Annotated in this window: 14 protein-coding genes; 9 read left to right on the forward strand and 5 right to left on the reverse strand. The window is 62.8% G+C overall.

Translation table 11 applies throughout. From position 1 onward, the window contains the following. Window positions 1-204 precede the first annotated feature (204 nt). The 3 genes from nusG to ACYQPG_RS29105 all read left to right on the forward strand — a co-directional run bounded on the left by nusG (window position 205) and on the right by ACYQPG_RS29105 (window position 3,269). Window positions 205-1,044, forward strand: a complete 840-nt coding sequence (nusG, locus tag ACYQPG_RS29095) for a transcription termination/antitermination protein NusG (RefSeq protein WP_461232311.1) — start codon at window positions 205-207, stop codon at window positions 1,042-1,044. Window positions 1,045-1,453: 409 nt separating this feature from the next. Next, the gene (locus ACYQPG_RS29100) at window positions 1,454-2,434 is read left to right on the forward strand and encodes an ABC transporter substrate-binding protein (RefSeq protein ID WP_461232312.1); all 981 of its coding nucleotides are present in this window, start codon (window positions 1,454-1,456) and stop codon (window positions 2,432-2,434) included. 463 nt (window positions 2,435-2,897) lie between these two features. Beyond that, window positions 2,898-3,269 carry a hypothetical protein gene (locus tag ACYQPG_RS29105; protein ID WP_461232313.1) on the forward strand — a complete coding sequence of 124 codons (372 nt, stop codon included), beginning with the start codon at window positions 2,898-2,900 and terminating at the stop codon, window positions 3,267-3,269. 352 nt (window positions 3,270-3,621) lie between these two features. Here the strand turns inward: ACYQPG_RS29105 and ACYQPG_RS29110 are convergent, their stop codons facing one another. Next, on the reverse strand, window positions 3,622-5,271 hold the full coding sequence (locus tag ACYQPG_RS29110; RefSeq protein ID WP_461232521.1) for a porin: 1,650 nt from the start codon (window positions 5,269-5,271) through the stop codon (window positions 3,622-3,624). 337 nt (window positions 5,272-5,608) lie between these two features. On the opposite strand from ACYQPG_RS29110, the gene ACYQPG_RS29115 reads away from it, so the two are divergent. The 6 genes from ACYQPG_RS29115 (at window position 5,609) to ACYQPG_RS29140 (ending at window position 12,210) form a co-directional block, all read left to right on the forward strand. Next, on the forward strand, window positions 5,609-7,354 hold the full coding sequence (locus ACYQPG_RS29115) for a nuclease/transposase family protein (protein WP_461232314.1): 1,746 nt from the start codon (window positions 5,609-5,611) through the stop codon (window positions 7,352-7,354). Window positions 7,355-7,823: 469 nt separating this feature from the next. Continuing rightward, window positions 7,824-8,204 (forward strand): hypothetical protein, encoded by a 381-nt coding sequence (locus ACYQPG_RS29120; RefSeq protein WP_461232315.1) that lies wholly within the window; start codon window positions 7,824-7,826, stop codon window positions 8,202-8,204. 55 nt (window positions 8,205-8,259) lie between these two features. Continuing rightward, the gene (locus ACYQPG_RS29125) at window positions 8,260-9,807 is read left to right on the forward strand and encodes a terminase large subunit (protein ID WP_461232316.1); all 1,548 of its coding nucleotides are present in this window, start codon (window positions 8,260-8,262) and stop codon (window positions 9,805-9,807) included. Window positions 9,808-10,596: 789 nt separating this feature from the next. After that, the gene (locus tag ACYQPG_RS29130; protein ID WP_461232317.1) at window positions 10,597-10,812 is read left to right on the forward strand and encodes a hypothetical protein; all 216 of its coding nucleotides are present in this window, start codon (window positions 10,597-10,599) and stop codon (window positions 10,810-10,812) included. Beyond that, the gene (locus ACYQPG_RS29135) at window positions 10,809-11,579 is read left to right on the forward strand and encodes a helix-turn-helix domain-containing protein (protein ID WP_461232318.1); all 771 of its coding nucleotides are present in this window, start codon (window positions 10,809-10,811) and stop codon (window positions 11,577-11,579) included. Before ACYQPG_RS29130 ends, ACYQPG_RS29135 begins: the two co-directional genes overlap by 4 nt. A gap of 43 nt (window positions 11,580-11,622) precedes the next feature. Further along, window positions 11,623-12,210, forward strand: a complete 588-nt coding sequence (locus ACYQPG_RS29140; RefSeq protein ID WP_461232319.1) for a hypothetical protein — start codon at window positions 11,623-11,625, stop codon at window positions 12,208-12,210. Between the two features lie 655 nt (window positions 12,211-12,865). Here ACYQPG_RS29140 and ACYQPG_RS29145 read toward each other — a convergent pair. From ACYQPG_RS29145 to ACYQPG_RS29160, 4 genes are all read right to left on the reverse strand, one after another. Continuing rightward, on the reverse strand, window positions 12,866-13,918 hold the full coding sequence (locus ACYQPG_RS29145; protein WP_461232320.1) for an SDR family oxidoreductase: 1,053 nt from the start codon (window positions 13,916-13,918) through the stop codon (window positions 12,866-12,868). Window positions 13,919-14,158: 240 nt separating this feature from the next. Further along, window positions 14,159-14,998 (reverse strand): aldo/keto reductase, encoded by an 840-nt coding sequence (locus ACYQPG_RS29150; RefSeq protein ID WP_461232321.1) that lies wholly within the window; start codon window positions 14,996-14,998, stop codon window positions 14,159-14,161. A 167-nt stretch (window positions 14,999-15,165) separates the two neighbouring features. Then, on the reverse strand, window positions 15,166-16,335 hold the full coding sequence (locus tag ACYQPG_RS29155) for a zinc-dependent alcohol dehydrogenase (protein ID WP_461232322.1): 1,170 nt from the start codon (window positions 16,333-16,335) through the stop codon (window positions 15,166-15,168). An 11-nt stretch (window positions 16,336-16,346) separates the two neighbouring features. Further along, window positions 16,347-17,051, reverse strand: coding sequence for an SRPBCC family protein (locus ACYQPG_RS29160; protein WP_461232323.1), 705 nt, complete (start codon window positions 17,049-17,051; stop codon window positions 16,347-16,349). Between the last annotated feature and the right edge of the window lie 259 nt (window positions 17,052-17,310).

Genomic DNA, 17,310 nt, shown 5'->3' on the forward strand with positions numbered 1-17,310 from the left:
GCACCGGGATGCTGCGAAGGCGCTGGCCGCCCAGGCGGCGGAGGCCATGGCAGGGCTGAACCCCCCCAGCCGCGAGGGAGGGTGCCGCGGGCCAACCCGTCCTCGGCATACCGATATCGGAACAAGATCAGGGACTTGAGCTGCGGGTCAACGCGCATACGGCGCGACGAGGCCGGGATTCGACAGGTGTGTGAGGGGTGTAGCGTGAGCCAACGGCTGACCCGGAAGCAGCGGCTGAGGCTGAAGTTGAAGCAGGAGCGGGCCCACAAGGCGTTCATGCGCCGGGGTGAGATCCTGCGGCAGGAGCGGACCGAGCGCGACGAGGCAGACGCAGCGAAGGCGGACGAGCCCACCAAGAGCCCGCGCGAGCGGCATGACCGGGAGCGTCGGGAGCGAGAGGCTGAGCGCATCGCCGCCCGCCGGGCCGAGCACGAGCTGCCGGCCGGCAAGCAGTGGGCCATGGTGCAGGCCTGCGTCGGCCACACCGGCGAGCTGTGCGAGAAGCTCCGGAACGCCGGCATCCCGTTCTTCCGGCCCCGGGACGAGATCGAGCAGCGTCTCGCCTCAGGCCGGATCCGGCGGATTCGCATGCCGCTGTTCGACCACACCGTCTTCGTCGGGCTGGAGCAGCGGAGCCAGCTGGAGTGCTTGGCCGTCGAGCATCCCTGGCTGATGGAGCGGCGGGTCTACGGCACGATGCCGTGCCTGCGCCACGACCGGGCGTTCGCTTGGGACGTCGAGCGGATCGAACGGCGGCAGACTGGGGTCGACGAGGCCGGCAACCCGGTGATCCATCCGGTGACCGTGCCCGACCAGGAGATGCGCGACTTCGCGGAGGTCTTGATCGGCTCCGCCCCAACGATCGACGACCTCGACCGGATCGAGATCGGCGAGGCGGTGAAGGTGGTCGACGGTCCCTTCGCCAGCTTCGACGGCGTGATCGAAGAGACGTTCGAGAAGCTCAACCGCTACAAGGTCGCGGTCAGCATCTTCGGCCGAGCCACACCGGTCGAGCTCGAGCGGCAGCAGTTCGAGCGGGTGTGACGGCGAGGGGGCAGAGAAGAAAGTATTCAAAATGGGAATTTGGCGGCTTAAACGAATGCCGGCAAAAGCAGATTTCGACCCATATCACCCTTACAAACAGCCGGCCGAGCTTCTCGAAAACAGCTATTGATCGATTTCTATAATGGCTTACAACTACGCCGGCGACGAAAATATTCGAGCCCTCTTACGCCTAACGAGTTACGGTATTAGGTCTGGGTCAAGATCCTAACGCCTGAGACTTGGATTTTTATGTTCCAAGTGAAAACCAAGTACCTAATCTGCCATCCGGCCCCGCCCTTGATAGTTTAGTCAGCACCAGCTACGTTTTCCAGCATTATTGCATTCAGTCCAAGGGCCGAACCTCATACCAATCTCATTCGACATTGGCTTTGTAAGGGCGCATACAGCAATGCTTAAGATAGTTTTGCTACAAATTTTGGCGCTTACGATTTGCTCGAATGTCGCTGTCGGTGATCAGAGCCGCCCAGAGAAGAAAGTCTCGGTTTTCACAAATTTTTCAGAGAGTGATGCTGCGGCACAAAGTCTAGTAAAAGTTTTCACAGAAGCCTTAGAGAATGACAAGCCAAAAGGTGTCATCATTAAATATGAATACTTCTGGTCGGCTGGAAGTATCGACGATGCAAAACTTTATGCCAAGAGTGTCATATCAAGCCGACCTGACGTAATTTTCGCAGCTACTACACCCGTAGTACGCGCTCTTTTGCAAGAAACCAAAACGATACCTATTGTATTTGCGACGGTAGCAGATCCAGTCGGTAGCGGTTTTGTAGATAATTTAGCTGTACCGGGTAAAAATGTTACCGGATTCATAAATTCGGAGGGCACCCTTGCTGGTAAATGGGTGCAGTACCTAAAAGAACTTCTGCCAGGAATATCCTGCGTATCGATGATGTATAATCCTATCACCGCCCCGTACTATAAATACTATATTTCTCCATTCGAGGAAACCGCTAGGTTAAAGAATATGACATCGATACTATCTCCTGTTGCTAACGAGCGGGATATTGAGAATTCAATTAATACATTGTCGATTAATAAATGTGGCCTCATTCTTATGAATGACAGTTTTAATTACATACATCGAAAAATTATAAGCTCAACATCTGAAAGATATGGCATTCCAGTCATGGCCTACAACAAAGCGACCACGCAAGACGAGGCGCTCGTGGCTTATGGTCCTGAGGAAGCGGATGCATATAAGAAGGCCGCCGGATACGTTAGGAAGATAATTGAAGGCACTGAAGTCGGAAAACTTCCGGTTCAGCTCAATACTCATTTTTACTTATCCATAAATATGAAGAAGGCCAAAAAGCTTGGAATATTGGTTCCGGCCTCATTCCTCTCTAGCGTTGACGAAGAGGTTGACTGAGGCTGCATACCGTTTGGAGAAAGGGGCAGGTTTCTCCGCTTCTCTACAGGTGAAAGTGACGTCAGCTTCAACGCGCGCATCGCTCCGAAGCGGACCGGCAGGAAATCACATCTAGCGGACGCGCATGGGACCGTCCCTGTTGCGTTCAGTTCGATCGAAGCGGCTGCTTCCACATAGCCGGCTTGACTCGTCGAATCGGTTCTGAATCTATGCGAACCGCGCCGTTCGCGGTGTCGGATGACCGCCCCTTGTACTCCCCGGACGCCCGGGTCGAAGGATGAGCAGCGCGGCCCGGAGGGAGGTTTCGGACCCCCCTCTTTGCTAGGACTCTGCCCGCAGACATGCTGACAGCCCCGAAGGTATAGGGGGGTCGGATTAAGGATCGCGATCAAGGGAGCGGCAACCGAATGGGAAGCCATTTTCCGAGACGCGACCGGAAAAAAATTCGCTGAGCGGTTTTTGCATGCCCCAGCCCCTACGTGGACGCGGTCCGAGGCCCACCAAGATCCTGTCGAAGCGCTACGAGCGCAGCTCGGCGACGGAGCGGGGCTATGATCACGTCTGGCGGAAGGTCTCAGCGGAGCACCGGCGCCGGCATCCGTTCTGTGTGTGGTGTGACCAGAACGGCCAGCTGACCTTCGCGAAGCTGGCGGATCACAAATACCCGGTCTCGGACGGCGGACCGATGCTCGAACCGAACAACCGGTGGAGCCTGTGCCTGACGCACCACGGGGTGAAGCGGGAGATGGAAGAGTTCGCTCGCAAGACCGAGCAGCTCGATCAGCTCCCGCTCTGGTGTGATGATCCCGCGGAGCGGCCGCAGCAATTTCGGTAGGCTGGTCCGTTCTGGCGTCCGAATCAGATGCTTAGTACCCACGGCGAGGGACTGCTATCGACCCGTTGCTGAAGCTTAGAACGTCCTTTTAAGGGCTGATTGGTGAGGCCTAGACTACGACCGGAAGGGGTCGAAACCGGATGGTAGCTGCGCTCGAACCTCACAATATCGATTCGAGGGGGCTCCGAGGATCTCCCTGCCAGATACGGTACGGCAGTTGATAGAATCTCTGGGCGATATGATGCGCACGTGAAAAAGCCCGGCTGTGAGGCCGGGCTCGCAAGGTGCGTGAAGCACGAGAGTCAGGTCTGCACCGGGGTTTGAGGCCCCGGTGCAGGTTGCGTAGAGAGGCTTAGAAGTCGCGCTGGACGCGGAAGCGGAACGACGACACCGAGTCTGCGGTGGTGGTGGCAACTGCGCCACCGGCGTTGATCGCGCCGACGCGGGAGTAAGCGGTCGGATCCTTGTCCTTGTCGATCACGCGGCCGTTCTTGACGCCGATCTGGGTGTAGTAGCCCTCGACACCGATATCGAGGTCCTTCACCGGCGACCAGATCAAGCTCGCACCCGCAACGAACTGGTAGGTATCGCGCAGGGCTTCGCTTAGCTGGAAGAATCGTGTGCCGGGCACACCGACGGCGTTCGCACCGAAGCTGTTCGCACCGTTCGGATTGATCACCCCGAACGCTGCACCCTGGGCAGAGCGAGCACGCTGGGTGAAGTCCTGCTCACCGTACGACCCGAAGACGGCCGAGCGCCACTCTGGCGACCAGTAGTGCAGGTACGAAGCAACAACCGTGAAGCTCGTCGACTGCTCAAGCTGGCCCGTGAACGGGTTGACCGTTGCGTCGTTGAAGAACTGGTTGAACTTCTGGCCCTGGATCGTCGCGGCGTTCTGCGAGTAGGAGCCGCTGAACGAGGAGTAGCCGGTGTAGAGCTGAGAGCCGCTGCCGTAGGCACCCTGCAGGTAGAGCGCATCACCCGGAGCGATGAACGGCGCGTTGATCTTCAGGCCGCCCTGCACCGCGTAGCCATACGAGTTGTTGGCGTGCGGAATGCTGACGTTGGAACCCGTTCCAGTACCGGCACCGTTCTGGACGTTGCCAACGTTCAACTCGTGAACAGCGGCGGAAACCTGGGCCGAACCCCAGGCCTGGTCGAGGCGCAAGGCGCCGACGACGTCAGGCATGCGCGAACGCTGGATCACATCGACCTGGCTGAAGCGGGTCGGGGTGGCACCGGTGTAACCGATGAACACCGGAGCCGGCGAATTGGTCTGCGCGAAGTTCGCGATCGACGCGTTGACGGTGACACCGCCGGGGTTGTTGGACGGCGAGTAGATCGGGCTGCGGCGGAAGACCGGATCTTCGGCCGAGATCGTGGCTGACAGGCCGTTGCCGAGGGTGGCGGTGTAGGCGAGCAGGTTGGTGGACGCGATGTCCGAACCCGCGGTGGCACCGGCGAACTCGAAGTCGTGGGCGTAGAAGTCGAAGAACGAGGAGGCGCGACCGGCGGTCAGGCCGGCGAACTGGATGAACGCCTTGTCGACGTTGGCGAACTGCTGGTCGCGGCCGAAGCTGTCGATGCCGAGACCGGGATAGGCCTGGCCGATGCGCTGCTGGGTGCCGGAGGTGCCTACGCCAGAGTAACCGGTGCGGGCGCCGGCATCGAAGCGCACGAAGGCGCGCAGGGTGCCGTAGGCGGTCTGGGTGCGGGCATCGAGGTTGATACGCATCCGGCCCTGGTAGCCGGAGGTGTCGCCGCCGTTACCGAACTGGCGCGAGTAGCTGGTCATGTAGCCGCCCTCGAACCGGGCGCGGCCGGAGAGACGCAGGCAGGTGTCGGTGCCGGGGATGTAAAAAAATCCAGCGCCGTAGGCCGAGCAGACGCGGACGTACTCGATCGGGACCGCCTTCTTGACCGGAAGGTCGGCGGCGTGAGCGGCTCCGATCGCAATGAACGCGGTGGCGGAACCAAGCAGTGAGCTCTTTAAGAGCTTCATAGACATCTCCAAAGCTTCGAGACCCAACAAAACGGCTTCGCCCGGTTGATCCGGATCACGCCGCATAGTTCGTTCGGCCTGCATCTAGCGGCAGGCTCCTGCGGGCTTTCGCTTGGCGATGCCCCCGTGCCCAATCACCATGTGCGATCAAGTTCCAGCGATCAACGAGGATTCGCGTCCTCCGCCGTGGTTCCCGTGTGATGTTGCTGGCTCGCAACATTCCGAGAAGGCATTAGCCGGCAACAGCTTGTTCAACGTGCACGCATGCTATTTACGCCGCCAGATATGCTGCATGTGCGAGCAGTAGCGGCGGGCGTATGATCTCAGGTGCCGAACCGTGCAGGTTCTCCTGCCATCAGATGTGGAGCGCGCGTCTCATCAGGTTCAGTGGGGGCGCCATACGACAACCGAAGTTTGCGGGTCCGAGTGCATGATAGAAGAACAAGCAATCCATACGGTCGGTGAAGCGCGTGAAATCGTTATCAGGCATTATGGATTGCTCGAACCGATCGATTGGCATTCGGATTGCGATCAAGAACTCGAACGAGTGAATGCTTTATGGAACCACCTAGTTGATATACATGAATCATATTTCTTAAAATATTATAATATAATCTTAACGGATAATGATCTTATAGGCGCCAAAGCGGCTTATGAGCAGCTTGTCAAAGACAATGCTGCTTTGTCAGCTGTATCAGAGGCTAAGAAACATCTGGCGGTAACGCAGAAGGTGGTCACGAAACGGATGGCCGCTGAACTTCGTGATCTGGAGCTGGCCCGGCGAGAGGCGGTGAAAGTCGCTAGACAGAACAGTGGCCTTTGGTGGGGGAACTACAACCCGCTCGTTCGGGCCTTCGAGAACGCTCGCAGTGCAGCGGTTCGTGGCGGTCATACCATGCGCCGCCGCGCCCTAAGCGGAAACAGCCGTATCACAAACACACTACAAGGCGGCGCCGACGTCGAGCACCTGTTCGATGGCAGCCTGAGTCAGGTGATGATCCGCCCACCATCGGGACGGGCGTGGTCTGCAGAAAGCCGTGGTGAACGACGACGTCTACAACGAACGCGGCTCACGGCAACCGTGTTCGTTCAATCCGGCGAGCGCCGCAGCGTCACGTGGCCCATGGTGATGCACAGGCAAATTCCCAACGATTGCCGGGTGAAAGAGGTGATCATCACGCGGCGTCGCGTCGCCGAGCGGTGGAAATGGGCGGCGAGCTTTATTTGTACGCGCACCGCAGAGCCTGCCTCTCCGATTCCAATTAGCGCCAAGGCGATCGCCGTGGATATCGGGTGGCGGCGCGTGCCAGAGGGGCTTCGAGTTGCGACCGTAGCGTCGGCGGACGGTCTGCCTCGTTTCATCGTTCTCCAGCGGGATCTCATCGACTCGTTTGCCTTCGTCGATGAACTTAGGGAGCGTGTACAAACGAGCGCGCGGGTCGGCCTCGAACTGCTGCTGGCAACCGACGCAACCCTGTTCGAGCAGCCCTACCAGGATTTGCTGATCGCGCTTCAGCAACGACAAGCCGGCCGCTTCGCTGCGCTGAGGGGATTCAGCAGGGGGCCATTTTTTACGGCGCAATCCCGGGACGCGATCGGCGCGGAGATTGCCGCGTGGCGAAGAGAGTACACGAAGCTTGTGACCTGGCTCAGCAATCACCAGCGAAAGGTAGTGGCGCGCCGAAACCATCAGTATCAGAACACAGCTATCAAGATTATAGAGGGCGCATCGTCTATCGTCATCAACGACGTCAAGTTCGGTGATGTCGGACGGCGCAGCCCTCGAAGCGAGGAGACGAGCTTCTTTCCACGTCGCGTAAACTATTACCGGGTGCTGGCGGCGCCTTCTGAACTTGTCCGATGCCTCAAACTGCAAGCGGCCAAGCGCGGCATCCCGTTTTCCAAGGAAGCCGCACCATCTCCAGTCGGCTGCCCCGAATGCGGATCAACGGTGCGTAAGAGCCGTGCTGACGCTATTCCACAAACCTGCGAGGCATGCGGCACAAGCTTCGATCAAGACGTTGCGACATGTAGGTCCTTACTGGGGCAGGTCGGACGAAAGCCATCAACTAAGCAAAGCTGAGTGGATCGCTAAAAATTATGGAATATAGAAGTTTTTGCTACGAAGCGGCAAAACACGCGTCATCGGTTTGTGTAGGAGGATGGCGAAGCCGTCAAGGCAACGGTGGTTCCGGCGCTGTAATTTCGCTATCAATGGCCTCAACGCCCAGTCTCAGACGCTGCTCGGCGGCTTGTTGGTCTAAGACCTAGGACTGGGTTGGGTCGCAGGCAGAACGTCCGCTTCAGGGCGAAGGGTTAGGGTCGGCTCCCCACCCCGAGCCGAAGTTGCCGGACGGCCAACGAATGGCCGCTTTCAAGAAGCGATGATGGCGGTCCCTACGACTGTGTTGGGTCGGGGGCAGAACGTCCGCTTCGGGGAGGGGTCCGGGTCCGCTCCCCCGCCCGTAGCGGACCCTGGGAGCGGCTACCAATCTTCAGATTTCGATCACTAGTTCAGTGACGGGGGCGAAAAGAGTGAGTGGACCGGGGCCATGCCGAAGCCATCGCTCGCGCAGGTAGGCCAGGGCGATCCGGCTGTCCTTGCACACCCTGGCTTCCGCGCATTCCCACCGTGCGCCCTGCCGCTGCAAACCGATGCGGCCCGGGCGGAATACGACAGCACCGGACGGCTGATCTGGAATGCGGGGCGCCTGTCGAAGAGCATGCACATCGCGCTCTCGGCCTACGCCAGCTGCTTCGACCAGATCCAGCGCATCTCCGCCGAGGGCCTGACCCCGCGGGCGTCTTGGTACACGAACCTCCAGAAGGCGCAGGCCCGGCTGAAGCTCGATGATATCAACAAGCCGATCAGCGCGCCGCAGGAAGCGCCCATCAACCGGTTCGCGTGGTTCGGTTTCCCGAACCGTCGCTGACGAGCGGTTCGAGCGGATCGAGCTGAAGGGCAAAGAGCTCCCCGACTACGCTGGCATGGCCGAATGGTACGCCCAGGCCGTCGTGCAGGGGGCGGTGGTAGCCTGCCGCTGGGAACGGCTCGGCTGCCACCGCTTCCTCAACATGCTGCAGGAGGCGAAGAAGCCGAGCAGCGACTTCATTTTCGACGCGGACCGGGCCAACGACCCCTGCGCGTTCATCGAGACACTCCCGCACATCAAGGGCTTCGCCGGTACGATCACGCTGGAGCCGGTTCAGTGTTGGTGGATCGCCGCGACCTTCGGATTCCGCGAGCGAGACACCGGGCGTCGGTGGGTTCGAGAGGTGGCGTTCTGGGTCCCCCGCAAGAACGCGAAGACCGCGCTCTCGGTGGGGATCGTCCTGTACTGCCTGAACTACGAGGACGAGCCGGGCGCCGAGGGCTGTGTGGCGGCGGGCTCGGAGAAGCAGGCCGATATCCCGTACCTCGCGATCCGGCAGACGTTGGAGAAGGAGCCCGAGCTCAAGACCTGGCTCATGGCCAAGGACACGACGGAGACGATCAGGTTCCGCCGCACCGGCGCCGAGCTGAAGCTCCTCGCAGGCAAGGCGCCCAACCTCGACGGCCTCAACCCGCACGTGGTGCTCGCCGAGGAAGTCCACGCCCAGAACCAGGACGTGATCGGCGTGCTGAAGAGCGCGCAGGGCGCGCGGCGGCAGCCGCTGTGGCTCGGCATCTCGACTGCCGGCCGCGACGCCACCGGCCCGGCCTATGACGGCTGGCGGTCGGATCAGCAGGTGCTCGAAGGAAAGCTGCGGGCGGATCGGGTGTTCGTCGCTATGTACGCGGGCGACAAGGAGGACGAGGAGCGCCGCTTCGACCCCGCCGTCATCGAGAAGCTGAACCCGCTCTACGGCGTCTCGCTGAATCCCACGTCAATCGAGACCGAGGAACGCGAGGCCCGCAAGAGCGAGGCGAAGCTCCAGGAGTACAAGCGGACCCGGCTCAACCTCTGGAGCCGGGCCGCCGGCAACCTGTTCTCGACCGAGCGCTGGGACGCCTGCGGGGATCCGAAGCTGACGCTCGACGCGTTGAAGGGCTTCCCGATGTACGTCGGGGTCGATCTCGCTAGCGCCTCGGATCTGAACGCGGCCTCCTTCCTGATCGAGGTCGGCGAGGTGCTGTACGCGGTGTTCCGGTATTGGCTACCGGAGCGCTCGCCGCGGTTCAAGGACGACCGGTACGCGGATCAGTTCATGGCCTGGGAACGGGCCGGCTACCTCACGACCACGCGCGGCAGCCACGTCCACCACCCGACCATCCTGGCCGACGTCCTGGCCATGATCGAGGGCCACAACGTTGCGGCGTTCGGGGTCGACCGCTTCCAGGCCGACTTCCTGGCCGGCGCGATCGAGGAGCGCGGGCACACCGTCTACTCGGTGTCGAAGACGGCCTCGCACATCACCAGGTCGACCGACGACCTGGTGACGCGCCACGACGATCCAACCCGGCTCCAGCACGACGGCAATCCGGTCACCTCATGGATGGCCGGGAACGTGGTCGGGCACTGGGACGCGAACGACAACGTGCTAGCGTTTGTCTGAAAACACAAGTCATTACAGAACCTTAGCCCGCTTTTTGCGGGCTTTTTTGTGGGTAGCAAGATTTTGGCTGGTGTGGGCTGGTTCGCTGTAGCAGCTGCCACGTTTAGCAGCCGTTCGGGCTTGCCGGTTGCGCAATCCTTTCGACGGACGCGAGGTGGGATCCATGCGCAAGGAAACGCGAGAAAACGATTTATTGTATGGGGTTAGCGCGATCGCAGCACATCTGGAGGTGCGGTACGGCCAGGCCTACCACATGATCGAGAAGGGCGACCTTCCCACCTTCCGAGTTGCGGGTCGCGTCTGCGCTCGCCGGTCCAGTCTGACGCTGTGGCTAGCAGAGTGCGAAGCCAAGGCCCGCGAAACGCGGTCATAAGAGGCGATCGCATGGAGTTCATCGCGTCCGGCTTCCACGTGCACCGCGGATCGAAGCGGACGGCGGCTCCACGTCGCTATCGTGTTCGTGGCCAGCGACGGCGGGCCGCCCTTCATCCTGCACCGATCGGATAGACATGGCCCTGGCGACTGCTGCCGACCTCATGAACTCGAACGAGGAGGCAAGGGCCATCCTGGCTCTTGCGCGGCAGTAGTATCCGGGCCGCCATGAGCAGCCTGCGCACTCCGAACTCCTGAAGTGGCAGTTCCATGCTGCCAGCCAGAACGTGCACCGGCTCCGGCAAGAGCTGGCGGCAGAAGCGGCCTGGGCGGACGATGCCGAGAAGCGCGAGCGCGCCATGCGCCGGGAATTGGACCGCATCCGTGGGCGGTGCCGGGAACAGGGAGGCCTCGACTGTGAGTAATTCACCGACGCGACGAATACCTGTCGACTATGCCCCACTCATCGCGCGAGTGCTGTGCGAGCCCCCTCCGAGCGGGATAGGCACCAATGGCTATCTGCACTGGGCCCGGCGGATCTGGCCAGGCGTCACCGATGCGGAGGTCCTGCGCGCGCTGGAGATCTCCGACGAGGTGTTCACCATCGACCGCATGATGCGTGACCTCGAATGAGTACCCCGCTCTCGCTGCTCGACAAATGGCGCATGGTTCAGGCCGTGCTCCGAGATCCGGATCTCTCACCGGCCGCGAAGGCCGTGGCTGGCCGCCTCCTGTTTCACCTCAACGCCACCACCGGGCGGTGCACGCCCTCGTTTGAGACACTGGCACGAGGCGCCGGCATGGCAAGGCGCACAGCGGTCCGCGCCGTCCGCGAGCTGCGAGCCTCAGGCTGGGTCGCTGCAGATCGAGCAGTCGGTTCCGGCTCGTTCATCTTGGCTTTCGACCGGGCGAAAGATGCGGTCGAAATCGGGACCGAGCCGTCCCTAAGCGGGGAGGAAAAGGTCCCTAACACGAGGGACGAAATGGTCCCTCTTCTAGGGACGAAACGGTCCCTGGGGGTAGGGACGAAACAGTCCCCCAAACAAGGGAAGAAAGAACAAGGGAAAGGAACAAGGTCTGAATCGCTCGATGCATCAGCGTTCGATCGGTTCTGGGAGGCCTACCCGCGCAAGGTTGGCAAGGCCGCGGCGCAGCCCGTGTTCGAGCGCATCATGCGCCACCGAAAGGCGACGCCGGAGGAGCTGATCACCGGCGCCGAGCGCTTCGCGGCTGAGCGGGCCGGCGAGGATCCAACCTTCACCGCTCACGCAAAGACCTGGTTGAACGCCGGCAGGTGGGCTGACGAGCCCGCACCACGGCATGCGCCGTCACGGCAGAACGGCCGGCAGTCGTTTAGCGCGATCGAAGCCCTGATGAGGAACCTCGACCATGGCGACTGAGCCAAGCTCCGGTCGCGCTATTGCGCGAGCGGATCGAAATCCTTTGCTCGACGTGCAGACCCATCTGCGGGTCGAGCGTCTGCTGACCGAGATCGGTCCGATCGATTGGCGCGCGGTCGCGCTCTCGAACCCGTATGCCTCGGTGCTTCGAAGCGACAGCGCTGCTATGGCCGACGCGCGTAGAGATCTGACCGCGATACCATCCGAGGCGACGCTCGATCGGATTTCGGCTGTGGTCGCGGCGGCTCTGAGCCAACTTCCGGACAAGGCGCCCACTGCGGCGGCGGTCGCGGTCCTGTTTGACACTATGCCCCGGCAGCCAGCTAACCCGGCCACCTACCTCAACGCGCTGTGCTTCGATCTGGTCGAGCTCAGATTCCAGCCAGCTGTGGTCGCAGCGGCGTGCCAGGAACTGCGCCGCACGGCGACATTCGTCCCCGTCATCGGCGAGGTGATCGCGGCCTGCAGGACGGTGCAGGAGCGCTACGTCTCGTTGCAACGGCTCACGGCCCATGCACGCGAGGCTCGCGCTCATTTGCAGGCAGCCATCACCGAGGCCGAGCGCGAACCGCCGCCCAAACCAAAGCCGTGGCCCCGGCCCGACGCAGAATCACGTGAAGCCGAATGGTGATGGGCGAACCCGCCTGGCTCCCGATGGCGCTCGCCCCACGAGATCGCCGAACCACCATCCGCGTTGAGCGCTGGATCGCCGGCCACGAGCTCGTGCACACCTTTTGCTGAAGGTCGGAAGGTCCGCTTGCCGGCAGGTTGAGCGGCCGTGAATGACCGAACCTGGCCGAAAGCCGCTGGTCTGCTTCGGAGGAGGTCCGTCAGAAAAGCGGACGGCCCCGTAGCTTTCCAACCCAGTCGTAGAGGGGACCCGACTTGATGCATGGAAGCAGACGTAAAGCGCAACACCTTGGACGGGCACGTCAGCCATCTTGATTTGTCGAAGGGGGCCGTGTTCGGCCGTGCCAAGCTTGACCCGGACGCAGACACTTCCTCCCCGCGACCTGATCCACCAAACTCGGCCATAAATAGAGCCGTGCAGCAGCAGGACGGCAGGCTGGGCGGGACTTTTATCGATCAGCTCTGCAGAGCCGATGGCCGTAGTCCCTTCCACGCTGATCCACCGTCCGCCACCTGCAAAGTTCCACCTGTTAAACCTTGAAGTCGAAGTCCCGGCCGAGCACCGGTTTCGACGCAGGCGATCGCCGCCGTGCGTGCAGGCCATGATTGCGACGAGGTCGGGCAATGGTATGTCCCTTCCACGTGTTACCGCGGCCCTAACGCGGCAGCACTTTTGCTTCCTGCAGGCGGCGGATGGCGGCTATCAGGGCCTCGACACTATCTACGCTCTCTCCGAATCCAGCGCGCCGGATCTTACCCATGTCGGATACGAGGTCGAAGTCGCTGTGAAACACAAAATCGCCGAAGCTCCAGCCAACCGCTTTCTCGTACGGCAGCTCGCTTAAGCCCTGTTCCACCACCAGCCGTGCCCAGACCGGCTTCTTATCCGCCATGTGGGTGGCCAAGCGCATCGGCATCGGCGGCCCGAGCGGCAGATCGAGCGCGGCGGCGAGCTTCTCCCAGACCCGCCGCCATCGGAAGGGCTCGTGCACGTAGTTGAAAGCCTCGCCGCGCGCGGCATCGGACGTAGCGGCCCAGAGGCTTGCTCGGCCGAGGGCGCTGGCGTCCGTCACCTGGGCAAACACACCCTCGTAGACGAGGGTCGGCCCGGGGAAGCGGAACGCCGCCCCTTCAACCCGACACAAGGCGGCGTAGGCGCCGATCACCATGGCAATGTTCATGGTGTTGCCGGCAGCGTCGCCGACCACCACGTCGGGGCGCAGGATGGACCAAGCTGCGCCGCCGCGATCCGCCCGGCCCCGCAACTCGTCCTCCTGACTGAAGTAGAAGTTCGGCCCGATGTGGCGGGGGTTCTCGTCCTCGTAAAATGGGGCTGGAACCGGCCCGAGATGGACACCGTAGACCTTCGCGCCCTGATACAGCACCACGCGCTCCAGCGGCGCACCCGCGGCTTCCAGCGCATCGAGAAGGTTGCGCAGCATTGAGCCGTTCACCCGATCCTCATCGGCGAGGCTCGGCTGGGGTGCGAACGCGGCATAGAACAGATGCGTAATGTCGCGGGCCTGGGCGAGGGCGGCCCGGGTCGCGTCCGGGTCGGTTAGATCCGCCGCAATGGCCTGGCTCGACCCATGCGGCCGCCGTGAAAGGGCGCGCGCGCGCCAACCCTTCGATGCCGCAAGTTCATGCATCAACGCTTTGCCGATGATGCCGTTCGCGCCCGCGACCAGGGCTGTTCGGGTCTCTGCCATCATGGCTCACGTGCGTACTGGGGGTTCTACGGGCTTTGCGGCGCTGCTTCGATCCGAGTCGGACTTCGCGATGCACGTATGATCAACCCGCAGCAAAGAGGTCTGTTCAGGAGCCGGCAACTCCTTGCGCCACCGCAGAGAGCAGGGGCACCCGGCCGACATAGCCCTCCAGCCGCCTCTGGCTGAACGATGACTCGTGGGTGCGGCTACCACCGCTTCGGCCAAGCGAGCATCTTGGGACTACAGCATGGGAAGCCGACGCGGCCGGGGGCCGGGCGGGAACGCCGCGTCGAGTTGGACGAACTCGGTTCCCGTCAGCGATAGCGCGCCGGCGCCCGCGTTGTCGGCGGCGTGCTCGGGGCTGGACGCCTTGGGGATCGTGAAGGTGGACGGCCGCCGCACCAGGAACCGGAGCGCGACTTGGCGGGCGGTCGCGCCGTGATTGGCTGCGATACTCTCCAGCACGCGGCCGCCCGGCGTGCCGGGACCGGGAAAGCTGCCATGACCGAAGGGGCTGTAGGCGACGACGGCGACGCCGTGCGCCTCGCACCAGGGCTGGACGGCGTGCTCGATCGCGCGCTCTTCCAGATGGTAGAGCACTTGGTTGCAGGCGATCCTTCCCTGGCCCCCGGCTTTCCACGCGGCGGCAAGGTCGGGCACGTCGAAGTTGCTGACTCCCCAGGACAGGATCTTGCCCTGTTCGCGAAGTCGCTCGAAGGCGGCGAAGGTGTCCTCGATCGGGTGCGAACCGGGCCAGTGCAGGAGGTAGCAGTCCAGCCTGTCGGTGCGCAGGCGCGCGAGCGAGCGCTCGCAGGCCGCCATGGTCCTGGCACGCGAGGCGTTGCTCGGCAGGACCTTCGAGACGAGGAAGACGTCGTCACGCCGTCCGGTGATCGCCTCACCGACCACGACCTCGGCGTCGCCGTACATCTCGGCGGTGTCGAGGTGAGTCATGCCGAGGTCCAGGCCGCGGCGCAGGGCAGCGACCGCGGTGGATCGGTGTCCGTCGTCGATGTACCACGTTCCCTGGCCGATCATCGCAACCGCGCGCGGCACGGGACCAAACGGGCGCTGCTCCATTGGCAAATTCTCCCTGTGAAGAAGGCGCGCTCGGCAGCGACGGTTGGATCTGCAGGTCAGCGTCGGCCGCGCTTGCCCTTAACGCGCCCGCGGACAGCCTGATCACTGACCACTCGAACGCCGGGACGTGCCGCTGGCGTTAAGCGCCACCGCCAGGGCGGTGGTTCTCACGGTGCGAAAACCGCGCGCACGCAGCCGTCCGTCTTGTGCTTGAACATGTCGTAGCCGTGCGGTCCGTCCTCGAGGCTGAAGCGGTGCGTGGCAAGGTAGGCCGGGTTGAGCTCGCCCTTCGCGGCATGCGCGAGCAACCGGTCCATGTAGGCCTGCCCGTGCTGCTGGGCGGTGCGCACCGTCATGCCCTTGTTCATGATGACGCCCATCGGGAACTTGTCGATCAGCCCATAGACGCCAAGCACCGACAGCGTGCCGCCCTTGCGGCAGGCCATGACGGCCTCGCGCAAGGCTTGCCCGCGGTCCGTCTCCAGTCGCAGTGCCTGCTTCACGCGGTCGTAAGCGTATTGTGGTCCGGTGCCGTGCGCCTCCATTCCGACCGCGTCGATGCAGGCATCCGGCCCCCGCCCGCCGGTCATCTCCTTCAAGGCTTCCAGAACGCTGTGCACTTGGGTGTAGTCGAGCGTCTCGGAGCCGGCGTGTTCCCGTGCCATCTTGAGCCGCTCGGGGAAGCGGTCGATGGCGATCACCCGCTCGGCGCCCATCAGCCGCGCGCTCTGCTGGGCCATCAGGCCCACACCACCGCAGCCCCAGACCGCAACCGTGTCGCCCGGCCGGATGTCGCAGAAATCGGCGCCCATGTAGCCCGTCGGTGCCGCATCGGAGAGGAACAAAGCCGTCTCGTCCGCGACGCCCTCGGGCACCTTGAAGCAGTCCACGTCGGCATGAGGCACGCGGATATATTCGGCGTGGGATCCCGCATAACCTCCGAAGGCGTGCGTGTAACCGTAGATGCCGGCGGTCGGATAGCCGAGCAGCGGCTCCTGGAGTTCCGGCTTGGGGTGCGTGCAGTCGCAGAGTGAGAAGAGTTTTTCTTGGCAATACCAGCATTCACCGCAGGCGATGAACGAGGGGACGACGACCCGGTCGCCTTTCTTCACCCGCCGCACCGCTGGCCCGACCTCGACGACCTCGCCCATAAACTCGTGGCCAATGACGTCACCGGCCTTCATGGTCGGGATATAGCCGTCGATGAAATGCAGGTCCGAGCCGCAGGTGGTCGATAATTTGACCCTCAAGATGGCGTCCTGCGGGTTGACGATCTCGGGGTCCTTGACGGTTCCGACGCGCAGGTCGTTGACGCCGTTCCAGTAGAGCGCGCGCATGATCAGGCTCCTCAGCGGGGGTCGCGCCGGGCCGCCGGCTGGCGATCGGTGGTGGGGATCTCGCCTGTCAGGACGAGGCTCTTGAAGGCGTGCAGCGCTTTCGACACCAGCGCCTTCGGCACGACGCTATCGAAGAAGCGCGCCGCGACGTCGCCGAGCATGCCCCCGGGCGGATCGAAGCGGATGCGCAGCGTGGCGACCGTGCCCCGATCGCCCGACGCTGCGCGGAAACGGATTTCGCACTCCGTCACGAGGCCGCCGCCATCCGAACTTGTGCGGATCAGCTCGCCGGGCCGGTCTTCGGTGATCTGCATGACCCAGGCATGGCTCTGGCCGAGCGGGCCATCGGCGCGCCACTCGCTTCGTCCCTCTCCACTCGGGCGGATCTCAGCCAGGAACCCCATTATGCGCGGGAGGGTCTCTGGATCCCGCCAAACCCGATAGAGTACATCGGCAGGGCGCTCGATAGTGATCGAATATTCGACCTCTGGCTCGTCGCTCCAGCCGTTCGCCGCGTCGGTCTCTCGCGTGCGTCCACGTTTCGGCGGATCGAGCCGTTGCGCGCCGAGGACGGCGAGAGCGGCCACGCCCGCTGCACCGGCGAGCGCCCATCCGACGCTGCCGAAGCCGGACCTAGCCTGTTCGCGCGGGCCGGCCGAGGCGCGAAAAGTCTCCCTGTGGTCGCCTGGTCTGCCGTTGCCGGATCGATCAGGCATGGGTCACCCCCTTGGTCAGTGTGCTGCGACGGGCGGACTCGTGTCAGGGTCAAGCGGCGTAGGAGGCGCGGAGCGAGCGGCTCCAAACGGCCCCACCATGTCTCGACCCCTGTCGTAGAAGACAAACGTCGGCTGTAGCGCCCTGGTTTGATACGGGGTTTCCCTAAGGATGGTCTCGTCGGATGCGCGAGCCGGCAAGCTTCGGCGATCCGCCAAGCTCATTCTGCCGATTCCTCATGCCTCGCGGGACGATCGCGTT

The organism is Methylobacterium sp. CM6246, assembly GCF_054818005.1.

Excerpts from the sequence above, each read along its gene's own strand:
- ACYQPG_RS29100 (WP_461232312.1), top strand. The coding sequence starts at position 1,454 with ATGCTTAAGATAGTTTTGCTACAAATTTTGGCGCTTACGATTTGCTCG.
- ACYQPG_RS29105 (WP_461232313.1), top strand. The coding sequence starts at position 2,898 with ATGCCCCAGCCCCTACGTGGACGCGGTCCGAGGCCCACCAAGATCCTG.
- ACYQPG_RS29110 (WP_461232521.1), bottom strand. The coding sequence starts at position 5,271 with ATGAAGCTCTTAAAGAGCTCACTGCTTGGTTCCGCCACCGCGTTCATT.
- ACYQPG_RS29120 (WP_461232315.1), top strand. The coding sequence starts at position 7,824 with ATGCCGAAGCCATCGCTCGCGCAGGTAGGCCAGGGCGATCCGGCTGTC.
- ACYQPG_RS29125 (WP_461232316.1), top strand. The coding sequence starts at position 8,260 with ATGGCCGAATGGTACGCCCAGGCCGTCGTGCAGGGGGCGGTGGTAGCC.
- ACYQPG_RS29135 (WP_461232318.1), top strand. The coding sequence starts at position 10,809 with ATGAGTACCCCGCTCTCGCTGCTCGACAAATGGCGCATGGTTCAGGCC.
- ACYQPG_RS29145 (WP_461232320.1), bottom strand. The coding sequence starts at position 13,918 with ATGGCAGAGACCCGAACAGCCCTGGTCGCGGGCGCGAACGGCATCATC.
- ACYQPG_RS29150 (WP_461232321.1), bottom strand. The coding sequence starts at position 14,998 with ATGGAGCAGCGCCCGTTTGGTCCCGTGCCGCGCGCGGTTGCGATGATC.
- ACYQPG_RS29155 (WP_461232322.1), bottom strand. The coding sequence starts at position 16,335 with ATGCGCGCGCTCTACTGGAACGGCGTCAACGACCTGCGCGTCGGAACC.
- ACYQPG_RS29160 (WP_461232323.1), bottom strand. The coding sequence starts at position 17,051 with ATGCCTGATCGATCCGGCAACGGCAGACCAGGCGACCACAGGGAGACT.